Source organism: Deltaproteobacteria bacterium (assembly GCA_016208165.1).
Classification (GTDB): Bacteria; Desulfobacterota; Desulfarculia; order JACQYL01; family JACQYL01; genus JACQYL01.
The window spans coordinates 1-16,244 of record JACQYL010000053.1 but is presented as its reverse complement, the minus strand read 5'-3'; the positions used below and the strand labels follow the sequence as shown (position 1 = coordinate 16,244).

At 53.3% G+C, this 16,244-nt stretch carries 17 protein-coding genes; 12 read left to right on the top strand and 5 right to left on the bottom strand.

Going from position 1 to position 16,244, the window contains the following annotated elements; all coding sequences use genetic code 11:
- The first annotated feature begins 217 nt into the window (after positions 1–217).
- From HY788_11510 to HY788_11475, 8 genes are all read left to right on the top strand, one after another.
- Entirely contained in the window at positions 218–904 is a 687-nt protein-coding gene (locus HY788_11510; GenBank protein MBI4774786.1) for a bifunctional precorrin-2 dehydrogenase/sirohydrochlorin ferrochelatase, read from the top strand.
- A gap of 699 nt (positions 905–1,603) precedes the next feature.
- Positions 1,604–3,001, top strand: a complete 1,398-nt coding sequence (locus HY788_11505) for a glutamyl-tRNA reductase (protein ID MBI4774785.1) — start codon at positions 1,604–1,606, stop codon at positions 2,999–3,001.
- Positions 3,002–3,099: 98 nt separating this feature from the next.
- A complete protein-coding gene (locus HY788_11500) occupies positions 3,100–3,474 on the top strand; it encodes a hypothetical protein (GenBank protein MBI4774784.1) in 375 nt (124 codons plus the stop codon).
- Positions 3,475–3,494: 20 nt separating this feature from the next.
- Positions 3,495–3,707 (top strand): twin-arginine translocase TatA/TatE family subunit, encoded by a 213-nt coding sequence (locus HY788_11495; protein MBI4774783.1) that lies wholly within the window; start codon positions 3,495–3,497, stop codon positions 3,705–3,707.
- Positions 3,708–4,043: 336 nt separating this feature from the next.
- On the top strand, positions 4,044–4,244 hold the full coding sequence (locus HY788_11490) for a hypothetical protein (protein ID MBI4774782.1): 201 nt from the start codon (positions 4,044–4,046) through the stop codon (positions 4,242–4,244).
- A gap of 326 nt (positions 4,245–4,570) precedes the next feature.
- Positions 4,571–5,497, top strand: coding sequence for a cobalamin-binding protein (locus HY788_11485; protein ID MBI4774781.1), 927 nt, complete (start codon positions 4,571–4,573; stop codon positions 5,495–5,497).
- A gap of 34 nt (positions 5,498–5,531) precedes the next feature.
- A complete protein-coding gene (locus HY788_11480; GenBank protein MBI4774780.1) occupies positions 5,532–6,488 on the top strand; it encodes an iron ABC transporter permease in 957 nt (318 codons plus the stop codon).
- Positions 6,473–7,297 carry an ABC transporter ATP-binding protein gene (locus HY788_11475; protein MBI4774779.1) on the top strand — a complete coding sequence of 275 codons (825 nt, stop codon included), beginning with the start codon at positions 6,473–6,475 and terminating at the stop codon, positions 7,295–7,297. Before HY788_11480 ends, HY788_11475 begins: the two co-directional genes overlap by 16 nt.
- A 238-nt stretch (positions 7,298–7,535) precedes the next feature.
- On the opposite strand, the gene HY788_11470 is transcribed toward HY788_11475, so the two are convergent.
- From HY788_11470 to HY788_11450, 5 genes are all read right to left on the bottom strand, one after another.
- Positions 7,536–7,856 (bottom strand): hypothetical protein, encoded by a 321-nt coding sequence (locus HY788_11470; protein MBI4774778.1) that lies wholly within the window; start codon positions 7,854–7,856, stop codon positions 7,536–7,538.
- A 188-nt stretch (positions 7,857–8,044) separates the two neighbouring features.
- On the bottom strand, positions 8,045–8,473 hold the full coding sequence (locus tag HY788_11465; protein MBI4774777.1) for a PH domain-containing protein: 429 nt from the start codon (positions 8,471–8,473) through the stop codon (positions 8,045–8,047).
- Between the two features lie 30 nt (positions 8,474–8,503).
- Complete coding sequence (locus HY788_11460; GenBank protein MBI4774776.1) at positions 8,504–9,217, bottom strand: hypothetical protein; 714 nt, start codon at positions 9,215–9,217, stop codon at positions 8,504–8,506.
- Between the two features lie 47 nt (positions 9,218–9,264).
- On the bottom strand, positions 9,265–10,191 hold the full coding sequence (locus HY788_11455; GenBank protein ID MBI4774775.1) for an AEC family transporter: 927 nt from the start codon (positions 10,189–10,191) through the stop codon (positions 9,265–9,267).
- A gap of 500 nt (positions 10,192–10,691) precedes the next feature.
- On the bottom strand, positions 10,692–11,123 hold the full coding sequence (locus tag HY788_11450) for a hypothetical protein (protein MBI4774774.1): 432 nt from the start codon (positions 11,121–11,123) through the stop codon (positions 10,692–10,694).
- A 678-nt stretch (positions 11,124–11,801) separates the two neighbouring features.
- Here HY788_11450 and HY788_11445 point away from each other — a divergent pair.
- From HY788_11445 to HY788_11430, 4 genes are all read left to right on the top strand, one after another.
- Positions 11,802–12,515 carry a hypothetical protein gene (locus HY788_11445; protein ID MBI4774773.1) on the top strand — a complete coding sequence of 238 codons (714 nt, stop codon included), beginning with the start codon at positions 11,802–11,804 and terminating at the stop codon, positions 12,513–12,515.
- Positions 12,516–12,595: 80 nt separating this feature from the next.
- A complete protein-coding gene (locus tag HY788_11440) occupies positions 12,596–13,561 on the top strand; it encodes a L,D-transpeptidase family protein (protein ID MBI4774772.1) in 966 nt (321 codons plus the stop codon).
- 57 nt (positions 13,562–13,618) lie between these two features.
- Positions 13,619–14,314 carry a hypothetical protein gene (locus tag HY788_11435; protein MBI4774771.1) on the top strand — a complete coding sequence of 232 codons (696 nt, stop codon included), beginning with the start codon at positions 13,619–13,621 and terminating at the stop codon, positions 14,312–14,314.
- A gap of 438 nt (positions 14,315–14,752) precedes the next feature.
- Positions 14,753–15,268 (top strand): hypothetical protein, encoded by a 516-nt coding sequence (locus HY788_11430; protein ID MBI4774770.1) that lies wholly within the window; start codon positions 14,753–14,755, stop codon positions 15,266–15,268.
- Positions 15,269–16,244 lie beyond the last annotated feature (976 nt).

Below are 16,244 nucleotides of genomic sequence, written 5' to 3'. Positions count from 1 at the left end.
TTGAGTGTTCGAAGCTTCTGTGGGGAAAGTACGAGCATTCCTTGTCCGGATGATCCATTCGGTGCGTTTCTCATGAGATTTGCAAAAAGAATGAACTCCCTTCCAGGGCCCTTGCGGCTGATATCGAGACGCAAGAGCTTTCTCCGGGTCGGTAGCCGATCCCGATACATGGTCCCGCGTTTAACGTTGTGGGTGTAATCTGCAACAGGATCTCCGGATGCGATACTACTGCGCCAACTTGGACATTCACGACCGCATGTGTCTGGTGGTCGGGGGAGGGGCCGTTGGAGCACGTAAAGTCAGGAAGCTACTGCAATGCGGCGCCCGGGTCATTCTGGTCAGTCCCGAGGTTTCACCGGACTTGGAAACGCTTATTCAGGAGAAGAAATTAGAGTACCGAGACCGACACTTTCACGATACGGATCTGGAAGACGCGTTTTTGATTATAGCTGCCACGGATGACGCTGATGTGAATCGGACCGTATCGGAGGCGGCGAAGGCGAGAAACGTGCTGTGCAACGTGGTGGACAGCCCGGAACTATCGAGCTTTGTGGCGCCTGCGGTAGTGCGGAAAGGGGACCTGGTCGTTGCCATATCTACGGAAGGGAAAAGCCCCGCTCTTTCCGGAAAGTTGCGGAAGCGATTTGAAAAAGAGCTTTCGCCCGCCTACGGCCCCCTCGTAGACTTGCTGGGCGCCTTGAGGTCCCGTTTGAAGAAACAGGGTCGTTTTTCAGAGGAGGCGAGGAAGAAGATAGGCGACTTGATTGATTCCCCCATTCTGAATTGGATTACGGACGGAAACCATGAGCGCATCGAGAAAGCGGTTTGTTCAGTGTTAGATGAACCGGTTACACTCGACGATCTGGGGGTGGTTATCGGACAAAGGAACACATCGGATGAGTGAACTTCTTTTTTGGGTCTGTTTGTGCGCGTATCTGGCGGGCGCCATCCTGTACCTGTTGTATATTTTTATACAACGGAAGCAACTGAGCCTGTTGGGTCTAGTCTCCCTCGCTTTCGGTTTCGCGTCTCAGTCCGTCTACTTCATCCTGCAATACCTCGAGTCAGGGCATTTCCCGATTGTGAATTTCCAGCAATCATTGTCTTTTTTTGCCTGGGCCATCGTGGGGTGTTACTTTTTGCTGCAATCGAAATTCAACCTACGGGTTCTAGGCTCTTTCGTAGCGCCTCTGGCCGTAGTCCTGATGATCAGTTCTTCCCTGTTTCCACTGGGTACCCTCCCGTACAAACCCACATATAAAAGTGTCTGGCTTCCGGCTCACGTGATTACAGTGTTTCTCGGGAACGGGATCTTTGCAGTGGCGTTCGTGGTCAGTGTCATGTATCTCTTGCAGGAACACACCATTAAGAAGAAGAAACTAGGGTTCTTTTTCAGGCGTCTCCCCCCCCTGGATCGACTGGATGCGCTTAACTACGGATGTCTCGTCATCGGTTTTCCTCTCCTGAGCCTGGGCATGATAACGGGGTCCATTTATGCTCAGATCAGCCTGGGTTCCTACTGGCGGTGGGACCCCATGGAGGTCTGGTCGCTGATCACCTGGTTCATGTACGCGGCCCTTCTGCACCAAAGGCTGACCGTGGGATGGCAAGGCCGACGCGCGGCCATCATGTCCATTGTAGCCTTCCTGATCTTGTTATTCACGTTTCTGGTGGTCGGAACGTGGATGAAGGGCTACCATACGTACGCCCTGCCGGAGGTCTCCCGGTGAACATCGTATTGGTGGGAATGAATCACCAGTCAGCTCCGGTGGAAATCCGGGAAAAGATCGCTTCGGACCGGCTGGGAGCGGAGGAGTTCTTGCGGAAGCTTTCCGCATTGTCTTCGGTTTTGGAGTGCTTGTTTCTTTCTACCTGCAACCGGGTGGAGACTCTGATCGTCTCGTTGGAGCCGAAAGAGACGGTTCAGGAGGCCGTTTCCCTGCTTACGGGAGACGGTGACCTCGGTATGGAGAACTGGGGCGACTATCTGTACGCGCTCGAAGGGCATGAAGCCGTCCGTCATCTGTTTCGGGTTTCATCGAGCCTCGATTCAATGGTATTGGGCGAGCCCCAAATTCTGGGCCAGTTAAAGGAAGCTTACCGGTTTTCGGTGCAACACCATTGCACGGGAGTCGTTCTCAACCGGCTCTTGCACAGGGCCTTTTTTGTGGCCAAAAGGGTCCGATCGGAAACCGGCATCGGAAGTAGCGCCGTGAGCGTCAGTTACGCCGCCGTGGAGCTGGCCAGAAAGATTTTCGGCGATCTCACGGCCAAGAAGGTCTTGCTGATCGGGGCGGGCGAGATGGCGGAATTGGCTTTACGGCACCTCTGGAGAAACGGGATTAAAGAAATCGTCGTGGCCAATAGGACGCTGCAACGGGCTCTGGACTTGGCTTCCGAATTCAGGGGCTCGGCCGTCACGATGGAGGAGATCGTCACGCTCCTGGCGTCCGTGGATATTGTGATTTCTTCCACCGCATCCAGAGACTACGTTCTCACGCACAGGGACGTTCAAGGCCTCATGCGTAAGAGGAGGAACCGGCCCCTGTTTTTTATCGACATAGCCGTACCCCGAGACATCGATCCGCGTATTAACGAGATGCCGAATATGTACGTATACGATATCGATGAATTGCGGAATGTGGTCGATGAAAACGTTCTCGAGCGGCAACAGGAGGCGTTGAAAGGGGAGCGCATCGTCAAGGAGGAGACGATCAAATTCGAGAAATGGTTGGATACCCTCGATGTAGTGCCCACGATCAAACACCTCATCGAGTGGGCGGAACGAATCCGGAAAGCGGAACTGGATAAGACGATGCCGCGGCTGGGGCCGTTATCTTCGCAGCAGATTTCGGCTATTGATTCGATGAGTTCCGCCATAGTGAAAAAGTTGTTGCACAATCCGGTGCAGTTTCTGAAACGGGGGCGGAAGCACGAGGCCAATCGGGAAAGCGATATCGACCTCACGCGTAGTATTTTTGCCTTGAACGGGGATGAATAGGGCTCTCCGGCGTGTTCCTTGACGTATTGAATGTCAGGATGATAGAATTTTAGCACTGCAGCTTTGTTTCAACGAAATTTAGCATTGACGAGGAAATTATGGGCGAGATCATCGACCTATCCAACAAGAGGGAACAGCAGCGTCAGGAAGGGACGAAAGAAAAGCTCGAAGCTGCGAGACGTATTTTCCTCTGCAGCGCTTGTCCTTCCAAGTGCGCCAAGTGCGGAACGCAGTTGGAGGTCCATGCCCATGCCTGCATGGTTCCGCACGAAGAGTTTTCCTTTTGCGAGGCGTGCGCTTTGGACTGGGAAATCTTCCAGAAAGTGAGGCGAGGCGAACCGGCTGAAAGACAGTATTATCACAACGATGAATGGGTCACGTTGTGGGAGATGTGGCTGAAGTACCAGAAAGCCATGTCGAAGTATCGAAATTCCAAGGAGTTTCGGCGGCTGCTAACGGAACTTGAGCAGTAAGCCGGTGGAGGCGAACAGATATGTTTGGCATAGGAATGCCGGAATTGATCATCATTCTGGTCATCATTCTGATCATTTTCGGCGCAGGTAAGCTGCCGGAAATCGGAAGCGGTATCGGCAAAGGAATCAAGAACTTCCGTAAAGCTACAAAAGAACCCTCGGAGATCGATGTAACTCCTGAAAAACAGGAAGACGAGGCCAAAGAAGTCAAAGAAGAGAGCCGAAAGGACTGACGGTTCGGAAGGTGCAAGCCTCTCACGGAATACATCCGCGGCCATGAGGCCGTGGATTTGTCGTTAGTGCGCCGCAGCCGAATGAGGTGTCCATTTTCGAAACCCCTTCCCACGGAACACCATCACGGGACTTTCAACAGTTCTTCCACGATTACGGGACAAAGATCCCGAGGGAATAGATTTTTCTTGACGTATTTGTTATGATTATATAAACAAATTGTCACATTCCTAAATGTCTTAAAGACCAAAGCGCCAAAATATTTTAGAGAGAGGTTGCGTCAATGCGCGGAGGGTGCGTTCCCTGTCCTGCGTTCGACGCAAGGAATTGGACATTGAATGGAACAGGTTTTTCCGGGCGCTTTACGTATCCGCGGCGAAGGGGATCCAGAGGTCTGCGACGACTGCATCTGGTTTGAGTTCGACGAGGAGTCCAGGGGTTGCGGGAACAGGTATCATCTCTGTTGCTTCCTCCTACTGGAAGAGCGTTTTTCTCCTCAAGAGCATCTGCAGAGCGGGAACAGCGGATTGATGAAATGAGTGCGCGACCCCGAGTTCGGTGAGCTGCATCCATCCTCCTCCTCGGCCGGATTTCAGTAGTGATCGGGCGGCGGATCCTGCTCGTTGGGGATCTCACCGTTGATTCTGCCGACCGAGCGACCTTTCTCCCTTTCTTTCCGATCTAGCCAATCGACTCAAAACCTATCGGGATATGGCCAAGTGCCGTCGCGACCGAATAAGGGATCGATGCTACGCCCTATAGCGCGCGATGATCGGCGTGGGAATCCGCGGCTAATGGTTGAAAGGGAATCAATTATTCAATATAGGTGATTTCCGGAACGTCTCCCGGAGGTGGAACCATCATTTTGGCGAGTGCGAAGCGCAAACAGAGACGACACGGTCTACGGGTGATCATTCTCGCCATGTCGTTCTCCCTGGGGCAACAGGCATACGGTGCCGGCTGGACGGACGTGAAAGGGTTTCAGATTGAACTGCCGGCTGCACCGCAACGTATTGTGGCGTTGGCTCCAAGTGTCACCGAAATCCTGTTTTCACTGGAACTTGGAGATCGAATCGTCGGTGTGACGGACTTCAGTGATTTTCCACCGGAGACGGCGCGTCTGCCAAGAGTAGGTTCCTACAAGAACATCAGCGTGGAAGCGGTCCTGAATCTGGATCCGGACCTGGTCGTGGGCGTGGCGGACGGGAACCCTCTGCATGATCTCGACAGGATCCGGGATCTGCACATTCCCGTATATTTGGTGGATCCCAAGACCATTCCAGCCATGTTGGTTTCGATCGAAAAAATCGGGGAGATCACGGATCGCGCCGAAAGAGCCGGACTTCTTGTGGCCAAACTGAGGAAGCGCCTGGATTGCATCCGCCATTTGACAGAGGGCCTGGACCGGCCCCTCGTGTTGCTGCAAATCGAGCAGAACCCCCTGGTCACTGTAAATGGCGACACGCTTCAGAGCCAACTCATCGAACTGGCCGGCGGAAGAAACCTGTCGGCGGAGGAGTCCGTCCGGTATCCCCGTTACAGCCTCGAGACCGTGCTCTTAAGGCAGCCCGAGATCATTATTATCAGCACCATGCAGGAGGAGGCTCGATTGGCGACGGAACTGGATCGCTGGAAGCGGTTTCCGGCATTGCCGGCCGTCCGGGACCATCGGCTGTACGTGGTTCAGTCGGACCTCATCGCTCGAGCCGCTCCTCGTATCCTGGACGGCCTCGAAGCCATGTTTAAGATTATCCACCCGGAGATCCCAATTGATTGCGGCTCGACCCCGTAATATCCTAATCGTTTCGGGAGTATTGCTGTTATTCTTGATCCTGGTGACCTTCATTGCGCTTGTCAGTGGAGCCGTGACCATACGTTTTCAGGATCTCTGGCAGATTCTTCTTGGTTCCGCCGAGCATTCGGTGAAGCGAACCATCGTTCTGGACATCCGATTACCTCGGGTTCTGCTGGCCGGTTGCGTGGGAATAGGTCTCGCCCAGTGTGGGGTGGTCTTCCAGACGCTTCTCAGAAATCCGCTGGCCGAACCGTTCATTCTGGGCGTTTCCAGCGGTTCGGCTCTGGGAGCCATCGCGGCCATAGTATTTGGTTTCCAGTTTATTGGAGCGGTTTCCGCTTGCGCGTTTGTGGCGGCTTTGCTCACCATTCTATTGATACTTGGAATCGCCCATGGTCGCGGACCTGTGAACACCACTTCGTTACTGCTCTCAGGCGTGATTCTGAACGCCTTTTTTTATTCGATCATTCTGTTCTTCATATCCACAACCTCCGAGGAGAAACTGCATTCGCTTCTGTTTTGGCTGTACGGAGATCTCGGACGCAGCCGATACTTCCACGTGGCGGCGGTGGCTCCCATCGTGGGGTTAGGAGGGGTTTTCCTTTTCAGCTACGCTAAGAATTTGAACCTGCTGGCTGCGGGCGAGGAGGCTGCGCACCATTTGGGACTGGCCGTCGAGCGGACCAAGATCATCCTTTTTGTAACGGTGTCGCTCATCACCGGATTCGTGGTTTCGGTCAGCGGGGTCATCGGTTTTGTCGGTCTGATCGTCCCGCATCTGATGCGAATGGTGCTGGGATCCGACCATCGGATGTTGCTGCCGGCCGCGGGGCTTTTTGGTGCTTCCTTCCTGATCGCGGCGGACGCGGGCGCGCGCGTGTTGATCGCACCGACAGAGCTGCCTTTAGGGGTCATAACCGCGTTTTTGGGGGCTCCGTTCTTTATTCTCATCCTGAACCGAAAGGGAGCCGGATGGGGATCCTCTTAGAAACCGAAGGCGTGGCTTTTGCCTACGGCTCGAAAACGGTCCTCGACGATGTATCCATCCAAGTGGAGGAGGGGGACTTCCTCGGCATCATAGGACCCAACGGATCCGGGAAAACCACGTTGCTCAAGGTGTTGAACGGAGTGGCCGAGCCCAGTAAAGGGCGGGTGTTGTTCAGGCGCAAGCCCATTCGCGCCTTTCCCAGAAAAGAACTGGCTCGAAGTATGGGGGTTGTGGCCCAGGAATATGCATTCTCATATCCTTTTACCGTTCGTGAAATCGTGTTGATGGGACGGTACGCCCACATGAGCCGCCTGGGATTCGAGAGTTCACACGATATGGAAGTGGCTCTGCGTTCCATGTGTTCGACCGACACCGAACATCTGGCGGACCGAAAGTTTCATGAACTCAGCGGGGGAGAGCGCCAAAGAGTCATTATCGCCCGGGCGCTGGCCCAGGAACCCCAGATTATTCTATTTGACGAACCCACCGCGTTTTTGGACATCCGGCATCAAATAGAATTCTTTGATTTCATCTGGGAGTTGAACCGGAACACGGGCGTAACCATCGTTGCCGTATCTCACGATATCAATTTGGCGGCCCAATATTGCGAGAAAATGGTTCTGGTGTCCAACGGTCGTGTGTTCAAGATGGGGCGGCCGGATGAGGTGGTAACGGAGGATTCGGTCTTTCAGGTTTACGGCAAGCGCGTCCTTTTGGATCGCAATCCCTTGACGGGGAGGCCCAGGATCACGCTGCTAAGTCAGAAAGAGGCGTTCAGAAAGTGCAGGCGCCAGCCTGCGGCGGACTGAGATCCGCGAAAGGCCGCGTCCCCGGAAACGGTACGTGCAAAAAAACGCCGCCCAGACCAGCGGCCGGACGGCTTACAATACAGACAAGACCGCACTCCGACGAGCCTTTCGTGAGGCCATCCCGGATACACGACAGATCAGCTTGTTGAAATCACCCCGTGAATTCGGGCAACCGTTCCGCGGTGATGCCGGGATCAAGCCTCGGACCCGACGACTCCATTGAGTGGAGAGGGATCGACTAATCTTTGGCGACCTTACCTTTCAGGTCGTTGATTTCTTTCTTCAGCGCCTCGACTTCCTCTTTGTATTTCTTGCTTTCCTCTTTGAATTTTTCTGAATTTTCTTGCCCGTATGTAGCCGTAAACCCCTCGTCTTCCTCTTTCTTTTGCTCCATCTTATCCTTTACTTCTTCGAGGCCGAGATAGGTCGCAAGAGCGCCCCCCAGAATGAGGATCAATGGAATTCCGCCACCGAGGATCATGAGGAAAAACTTCCAGAACACGATAATTCCGATGACCCCGAGAACGAGAGCAACGATACCCCCAAACAACGCTGTCATAGATACTACCTCCTTAACCCAAATTCGGTTCTTGTATTCGATTGTTCAAAAATGAACATTCTATATATCAGGAACGGGCAGGCCTTAACAAGGTTTTTTTCAGTCCCGGGCCCCCTCCAAACGTTCATTTTTGGGAGTTGAAACGGCTGTCAATTCCGCAACCACCGTTTCTGGCCCTAAAGAAGAAGTCACTTGTCCAGACGCTGAATCAGCCGTTCCTTGAACTGCACCGGATTGCGAACGCCGTACAGAACGCGAACGCGCCCCTCGGGGGATTTGAGATGCAGAGCCACGTTCCCGATGCCCAGCATGCGTTGAGTCAGACCTCTTCTCAGCTCGACCTCCGAAATGTTGCCGTAGGGAATTTCTTCATCCCGGCCTCGAGGGATACCGTTGTTGACGGTGAATCCATTCTCTTTCCAGGCGTACAGAGTCGTGGATCGCCGCAAAACCACGAAAACCAGAATGAGCGCCGAGACGAACAGGCCCTGGACACGATACGGAGCGTAATCCGGGTTGAGCGAGGGACCAAGAATGAACAAGGCCGCGGCCGTATAAAAAACGAAGTAGCTCGACCATGCCGGTCGGAACGAAAAAGAAACAGGATGCAGTGTCATGCCAAATTCCAGTGCAGCCGGAAATCCGGACTACTTGATGAGACTTCGAAGCTTTGCCTGATATCCATCGAAAACCCGATCGGACAACGACTGTAACGGCTTTCTTATTCTTCGATATTCCGGAAGATCGATGGGCTTTGGGAGTCGCAAGGATTCCCAATTAATCGGGTGGAACAGCATTTTCTTTTCGAGCGAATGGAGTTCCTTGGATGTAAAATTCCCCCCCAGAAATTGCTTTCGTTCCAAGTCCGCAATGTCCATAGTTTTCAAAAAGTGAATGATGGCAAGCAGGTCGAACTCCTGGTTGAAATTCTTGATATTGATATTGACCGCTTTGCACTCTTCGAACAGCTCAGCATAAGATTCGTTGTACCGCGTTACCCATTTGACCAATCGATTGTAAGCTTCCCTAAGGAGCGTCCGATACCTCGATCGAAAGGTAAAGCCGCTGGCAGGGATCAGCCTGAGCTGTCTCATGTCGAGATCGCTTCCGAAAAACTCGAAAGGACGAATTCGCTCCACTTCGATGATTTTTATGAATTCCTTTATGTAGTGCGGGTCGATCAACAGCCCGAATATCCTGAGGAACCGCTTACCCACCAGCTCCCGATATCGGTTGACGCGGTTTTTCCGATGCTCGAAATCCTGGCAAATTTCATCGATGATGCGACGGTTCAGGAGGTAATTTTCAATCACCTCCTCCTTGACCGCTCGAGTCAATCCCAGGATGAGATCGTTTCCCATACCCTTATTGTTCCCCGATTGGCGTTTTTTTTCAACCCTATCATGGACTAAAGATTCAAAATCCACATCCAGGCGTAATAGGTTCCAACCGAGAGTAGTGTCGTAAAGGATACCGTGTTGGCGGCCCAGGAAGGATCTCCTCCCAGTTCTCCGGACATCACAACGCTTACGGTGGCTGTGGGAGCCGCCAAAAGCACGGTGGCTGCAGATCGCGTCACGGACGGAACGTCTCCCAGGGAAAAAAGGAGAACACCCAGGGCGGGCAGCGCCAGCAGTTTCAAAAAAGCGCATGTCCCCATCTCAAACGCGGTCCTGGAAAACGTGGCGAACGACAGCGATGCCCCGATGATGAGCAGCGCCATAGGTAAAGCCATGCCGGAGATCATGTCCATGGAGCGGTGCAAGAAATCGGGTACGGTCCATCCCTCGATCGAGAACAGGAGCCCCAACAGCAGGCTGATAATGATGGGATTCAGCAACACGGACTTCAATGGAACCCAAAGCCCATGCTTCCCCGCATGCTCCCTACCGCCATAGTGGATGAGAACAAGGATCGAGAAGACGTTCTGCATCAGGATCAATACCGCCAAAGCAAATCCCGAAGCCGTCAGGCCTTCGTCTCCAAACGCATAGTAAATCACCGCGATACCGATATAACCTAAATTACCGTGGGTACTGGCCTGAACGAAACTCGCCCGCAGAGGATTATTGTTTTTGGAACTTGGCGAAAAGAACCTGGATAACACAAGCGCCAACGCCAGAATAATCAGATAGGAGGCGGCTACGAACATGGCGCAGTTCAAGTTGAAGGCTTCTCGAAACGGAGCGTAGGAAACCTTCAAAAAGACCAGGAAGGGAATGGCGAAATAATAGATGAGCCGATTGGCCGGTCCAACGAACGAATCAGGGATAAAGCCTAGTCGCTTTCCTATGATGCCCAAGGCGAGCACCAGAAACACGGGTGATATGCGCAAATACAAATCCACGGCTCACACACTCGAATGGCAAATGAGCACGCGGCCGGGAAGGACTTTCCGTTCTTGCAGTTAAAACCCGCCATCGGCGCGACGTGCTGAAAAGAGGAAGCCTTGGCTTCGCCGTCCGGGAGGGAAAGGGCGAAAGCCGTCGGGGCATTCAAATACCTCGAGCACAGGCGCGGCTTCACGGCTGACTCGAGATGCCAGGAAAAGGGCGATACGGCAGACGGATCTCGTTTCTGTCCGCCCAGGAATCTATAAATGCTTTCTTATTCTTCTGTCAATGATCGATCTCGGCCACTGAGCGGAAGGTGAGAGCAGAGGCCTATAAGAAGGCCTTCGAAATGGGAAGGTTCCGTCCCTCGCTTGAAGGAAGGCGGATGCCTCTCAGCATCACGGATTGTCAGGGAACAGCTCTCGGATACGATGAAAGGACGGGACAGAGGGCGTTTCAGGCGTGCACTATAAAAATAGATCGCTTACAACTAGAAAACCTTTCAACCGAGATAGTCGCCACGATTGAACTTAAGTCTTTCCACTTCCGCCGTCAACGTTATCCTGTCGGTCAGCTCCTTCAACGTCGGCGGCAGGGAAGCGCTTTCGCGTTTCAAGGTCCGAGCTTGACCTCGCATCCGTGCCAGCGTTTGTTCTATTTCTCTAAGATTCTTTCCAGGGTTCAGCAGATCCTGCTGATATTGCTCCATTGTTTGCAGAAGCGTTTCGGCCTGATTCAATACGGGGTGATCGTAAGTCCTTGTAGGCAAAATGCTCTCCGTGCTTCTTGTCGATTGGGAAGATTTTACCTTTCCGGATGGGGCATTATTCAGACGATTCAGCACATCCTGGAATGTTTGCCCGGTTTTTTCTGTAACGCCTGGTTTCTGATGGATCCCTTCAAGATAGATCAGATCCGGCTCAATTTTGACCATGGTTCCCTCCATTGGCGAACGAGCCTGTTATTTTACTTACACAGGGAAAGCAAGTTTCGGGCCAAGATCCAGGCAGAACAGTTTTTTTGTCTTTTAGGCGCGGCAACCACGCGCCCGAATCGATTGAGGATGCCGTTGCTTTGACCGGTAGTTCTTTGTGGGCGGTTAACTCTCGGATACTTGTTGCTTGGCGTTTGATCTGTTCGATGAGTTCGAGTACCATTAACATCATATAGCATAGGAAAGGGTCTGGAGAAAACAGAGGATCTTCCGTATGTACCAAAGTCTTATTATACGGGCGGCAAAACGTGTCGAAGACCAGAGATTATCCTGTTGCACGGGCGTGGAGCAACACCGCGGCCCGAGGATTCCGCATTTTCTTTTAAAGATCGTCTCGATTTTTGGACAAGTGTAGGTAAAATAACAGTTGAAACCGATTGCTCGGGCGAACATTACGAGATTGACGCCTTGGAACTCGGAGGAAATCCGGGCCGGGTGAAGTTCCGTTTGTAGGGGGTGTTGGATCGATCCATGAGGGGTCGACCTGTGCAGGAAGGCTCGAGAAACCGTAAAGACGGCCGGTGGAATAGGGGCCGCCGACGGGCATGGGGACACAGTCCAACTCGACCGGAATTCGGGATGGCGCTGCTTGGACCCTGGGCGCCCCGGAGAACACGTATGATAAGGATCCTGTCCCTGTTATTGGCAACGGCTCTACTCACTGCACCTGCGTGGGCTTCCTTTCCTTCGGAACCGCCCGACTGGGTGAATCCGAGCCGAATCCGTGTGGAAAACAGCGAGGCGGACTTCTACGCCTGGACGGATGGAGGGAGCGTGTTCGTGCATGTAGATCCGGTGTTCGGTTCCATTCCTTTGGACAAGAACCGGTTAAGATACGGTGAATACGACGGTGTGATCCTGCTTCGTGAACAGCCCATAACATCGATACAGGATTCGTCCGGAACTGAATTCAGCGGTCTGGTCTCGGGACCGGCGACGCTCCTGGTCGTCACGGACGAACGATACGAGAAAGAGGTGCTTCTGTACCAGACCAGTGACTCTGGTTACTCGTGGGTCTATATTCAAGGGTCGAATTCTGCTTCGATCCTATTTCAGTCCGGAATCTGGAAAAGCGACCAGCCCGAGGTCAATTTATTCATCCAGAAGTACGAAACGGGATCCTGCGTAGTCGTGCTGCTGTATGACCATACATATCTGGCATTCCTGGACTCGGACTACAGCAATGGGATCCATTGTTCCAATGATGTGCTCATGGGAGGGGCTTCGATTCGTTTGGAATTTTTCGATACCGTGCACGGATTCCTCGAATTGAACATTCCTGGACGCGTGTCCATTTCCGGGCCGGTGGAAATGAAGTATCCGGATAAGTGAAACAGGAAACCGCCGCAGGTCGCATTTAGTTACGGTGACATCCGGGAAAAGGCGAACTTCGAGGTTTCGGAGATAGGTGCATGCGGTTTTTCATGTTCGAGCGATTAGGCTTTGTCCTACATACAATCATCCTCTTGTCATGCTTCGCGATGTCCTGGAATTCGGCGGAAGCGGCCGCCGAAGCATTCCGATATCATTTTCACAAACGCGGCGGAACGTTGGGCTCGGAACGCTCGGTAGTGGGTTGTCTGTGGGTGCATACCGTGGCGCCGAAAGAGACTCTGCTGGACATCGCCAGGAAATACGCCCTGGGTTTCAACGAGATGCGGGACCTCTATCCGCAACTGGATCCATGGATTCCCGAACCGGGGCTTCGTCTGTCCATACCGACTCAATGGATAGTGCCGCCGAACCGACGCGCGGACGTTGTGGTCAATTTGGCCGAGCTGCGCCTGTACCGATATTTTAGTAAGCAGGGAAGGGTAAAAACCTACCCCGTGGGCATCGGTTCGAACATGACCGAAACTCCGTCCGGTTCGTGCAAGGTTACCGAGAAGATACGCCACCCAACGTGGCATATTCCTCCATCGTTGAGGGAAAAATACAGACGGGCAACGATTCCACCCGGACCCAGAAACCCTTTGGGGGACTATTGGATGGCTTTGTCGTTGCCGGGGTACGGTATTCACGGCACCAATTTTCCCTGGGCTGTGGGGCGAGCGGTCAGCCACGGATGTATTCGGCTTTATCCGGAGCATATAGGTGAATTGTATGACGAAATGTTTGTGGGTGCACACGTAAGCATTATATATGAACCGGTAAAAGTAGGATTCCTTCGTCGGGAAATATTTATGGAGGTTCATCCCGATGTGTATGGCAGGATCCCCGATTTGAACCGGTACGGGCAAGAGCGGCTTGCCAAATCGGGCGCGGGGAAGTACGCATCGGCAGAAAAAGTGGAAAGCGCGTTGAGGGAACAAAAAGGTGTTCCTGTTTGGATTGGAACGGTAGGGGAAGGAGGTGGTATGTCGATCACCAGGAGGTAGAATTGCGGTCTCTCTGAGCCCGAATGGCATACATCAAACAGAATGGGAGGTACTTACATGGTTTTCCGGGAAAAAGGAAGGTTTGCAGCGTGCTTCATCGTGTTGGCGGCCCTCGCGTTTGCATTTGCGGGCTGCGCTACAACGGAACAAATGAAAGGCGTTCAAGGAGAGGTCCAACAGGCGCTCGATCAGTCGGAACAGGCGCTCAAGGAAGCCAAAGAGGCCAAGGCGGCTACGGCAGACTACTCGAAAAAGGCGGATGCCGTATCCGCGGAATTGGGCACGGTTCAGGAGCAGGCCCAGCAAGCCCTGGCCAGATCGGAAGAGGCTCTAAAAGCGGCTGAACAAACGGCTGCGGAGTTGGCGGCGGTCCAGGATGAGCTCAAGAAAAACAGGGAAGCCGCCGAGGCGGCCCTGGGAATGGCTACCGCATCCCAGGTAGCTACCGCGGAACAAATGAAAAAGGCCAAAGAAATAGAAGCCGGCATGCAAGCCGTTCGGGAAGAACTGGCCAAGGCCACGGAGAAGTCCGACATGGCGATGAAGGAGATCCAGAGGGCCGAGGCCGATTTGCGGTCTACGCAGCAACAGCTTCAACAGGTGATGGAGAGGTCGGATATGGCGCTGAAAGCGGCCGGAGACGCCAAGACATCGGCTGAAGAGGCGGCTGCGCGCGCCGACACGGCTTCGAAAAAGGCGGAGGATATGGCCGGCAAGTCGGAGGCCGTATTCATGAAGCAGATGACCAAGTAAGGGGTGCGAACCGAGTTCGCGTTCCGTTGAGAGCATAAACGTACGTTCATCGTACTGGGGGGAACGACACCGCGTTTCCCCCAGGTTCCCCTCGAATCAAACAAGAAAATCCCGAGTTCGAAAATAACGGCCAACGTGTGCACCACGAATTGTGGGAACGGATGAATTCAAGCCACCTTTCGGTCTCGAACAGGAAGCTCTCCGAATCCCTCTTAAATGGTAAGCGAAGGGCCTCTTGTATGAAGGGGAGACCATGCCGCCGGACCTCCGCATGCGGAGTTGGATGAACATTAAGCTTGTCCTGGCGCCCGTCCTGTCCGAAAGCATCGATGAAAGGTCGTTCCGCAGGGACGGGGTTTGGCCCGCCCGCAGTGCTTTAAAGGTTCGGGAGCGTTTCCCCGAACCCTTGAGAATGAATAGCAGTAATGGAGCTTCGCAATGGATCATCCGGGCATAGCCTATCTAAGGACGCTTTCCAAAGAACAACTCATCGACGCGATCAAGATGTATTCGAGAAACTGGATGACCCTGGACGGCTTGTGGTTCAGCGGGGTGGAAGACAAATACGGGCTGGACGCGGCCATGGACCTGGACGTGCGCATGTGGCGGATCGGTTCGAAAATCGAGGCTAAACGGATCAAGGAGTCGTTCGGTTTGGGCGGAGGGATCGAGAACGTTCTTCGCGCCATTGATCTCATGTCCTGGGCCCCGAGCTTCGATTATGAATACCAGCGGACCGATAATGGGGTGGTGTGGACTTGCCGGCAATGCCCTCCCCAGGAACAGAGAGCCCGACTGGGCAAGGCCGAATTTCCCTGCAGACCGACCTTCGAGGCCTGCTTCGCCAATGTGATCCAGGTGGTGGACCCCGGAGTACGCGTGGAGTGCCGCTTTTGTCCCCCGGACCCGCATCCGGAAGATGCGTGGTGCGAATGGGTGTTTTGGATGGGGTGAGAGCAGATGGGGACCGGGTTGGACCGGGAACCTCCAAGAACTTGAATTGCCGTCATATACCGAGAACGCGGGTTCAGGTCGCGGCAACTGTTCCGGCCATACATCGAGCCCCGCATGCGTTTTCAACTCAAGGGGCTCCGGCCCTCAAGTCGGAGCAGCATCTTCAGTAAAAGGGGTATTATCGTTGGCCCAACGACCCACCGCCAGGCACGGGAGCAGTTCCCACCCATCTGACGAGGAAGTCGTATTCTTGCGCCCATTCAATAGTAATCTGCTGCGGTCCTGAGGTGACTGGCACGAGATTTGTCCGCCCAAGATGGTTACACAGCAGTTACCGCCCATCATCGAACAACCGGAATGTCCTGTAACCGACACTCTGCTTCACAGGATGTTGCGCGGCCCGGCCAACGAAAAGGAAGGCCATATCCACCGCTTCCCCTGGCTTGCCTTGCGTGATTCTATTTTCGGGGCTTAAACGGTTGCTCGTAGGAATTCAGTCCGCGGTGCCACTCCTCCAATTATTCCGAAGCATTTCTTCCTCTGCGCATAGATGGGATTCACTCTAGCCGGACCGGCCGGGTTTCCACAACGGACCTGGGAGGCGGCACGACAAGGAGCAGCCTTCCTTAGCCGCGCGTTTGATCCGCGAGAATCCAACAAAGCAAACAGGTTAAGCGAAAAACAAGGCGAACGTGTCGGACCGGTTTCCATGAAATACGCTTATATTTCGGGTCTAATACGACGATTTACCCGTTGCTGGAATTCCTGGGCGATTCTTAGTTTTAGAAATAGAAAAGGAAGCAAGTTCCTTTCTGAGCACGTTAATAAACGGCTGAATGTGAGCTAATTAGTGTCTGTCCATGAAGCTAACTTATTATTATAAAAAGAAAATCGCGCAAATTAGGGTGGAAACTTCCTGCAATGTATGATATTAAAAAGGTGACAAGCAATTGATATCATTAGACTAACAAGAAGG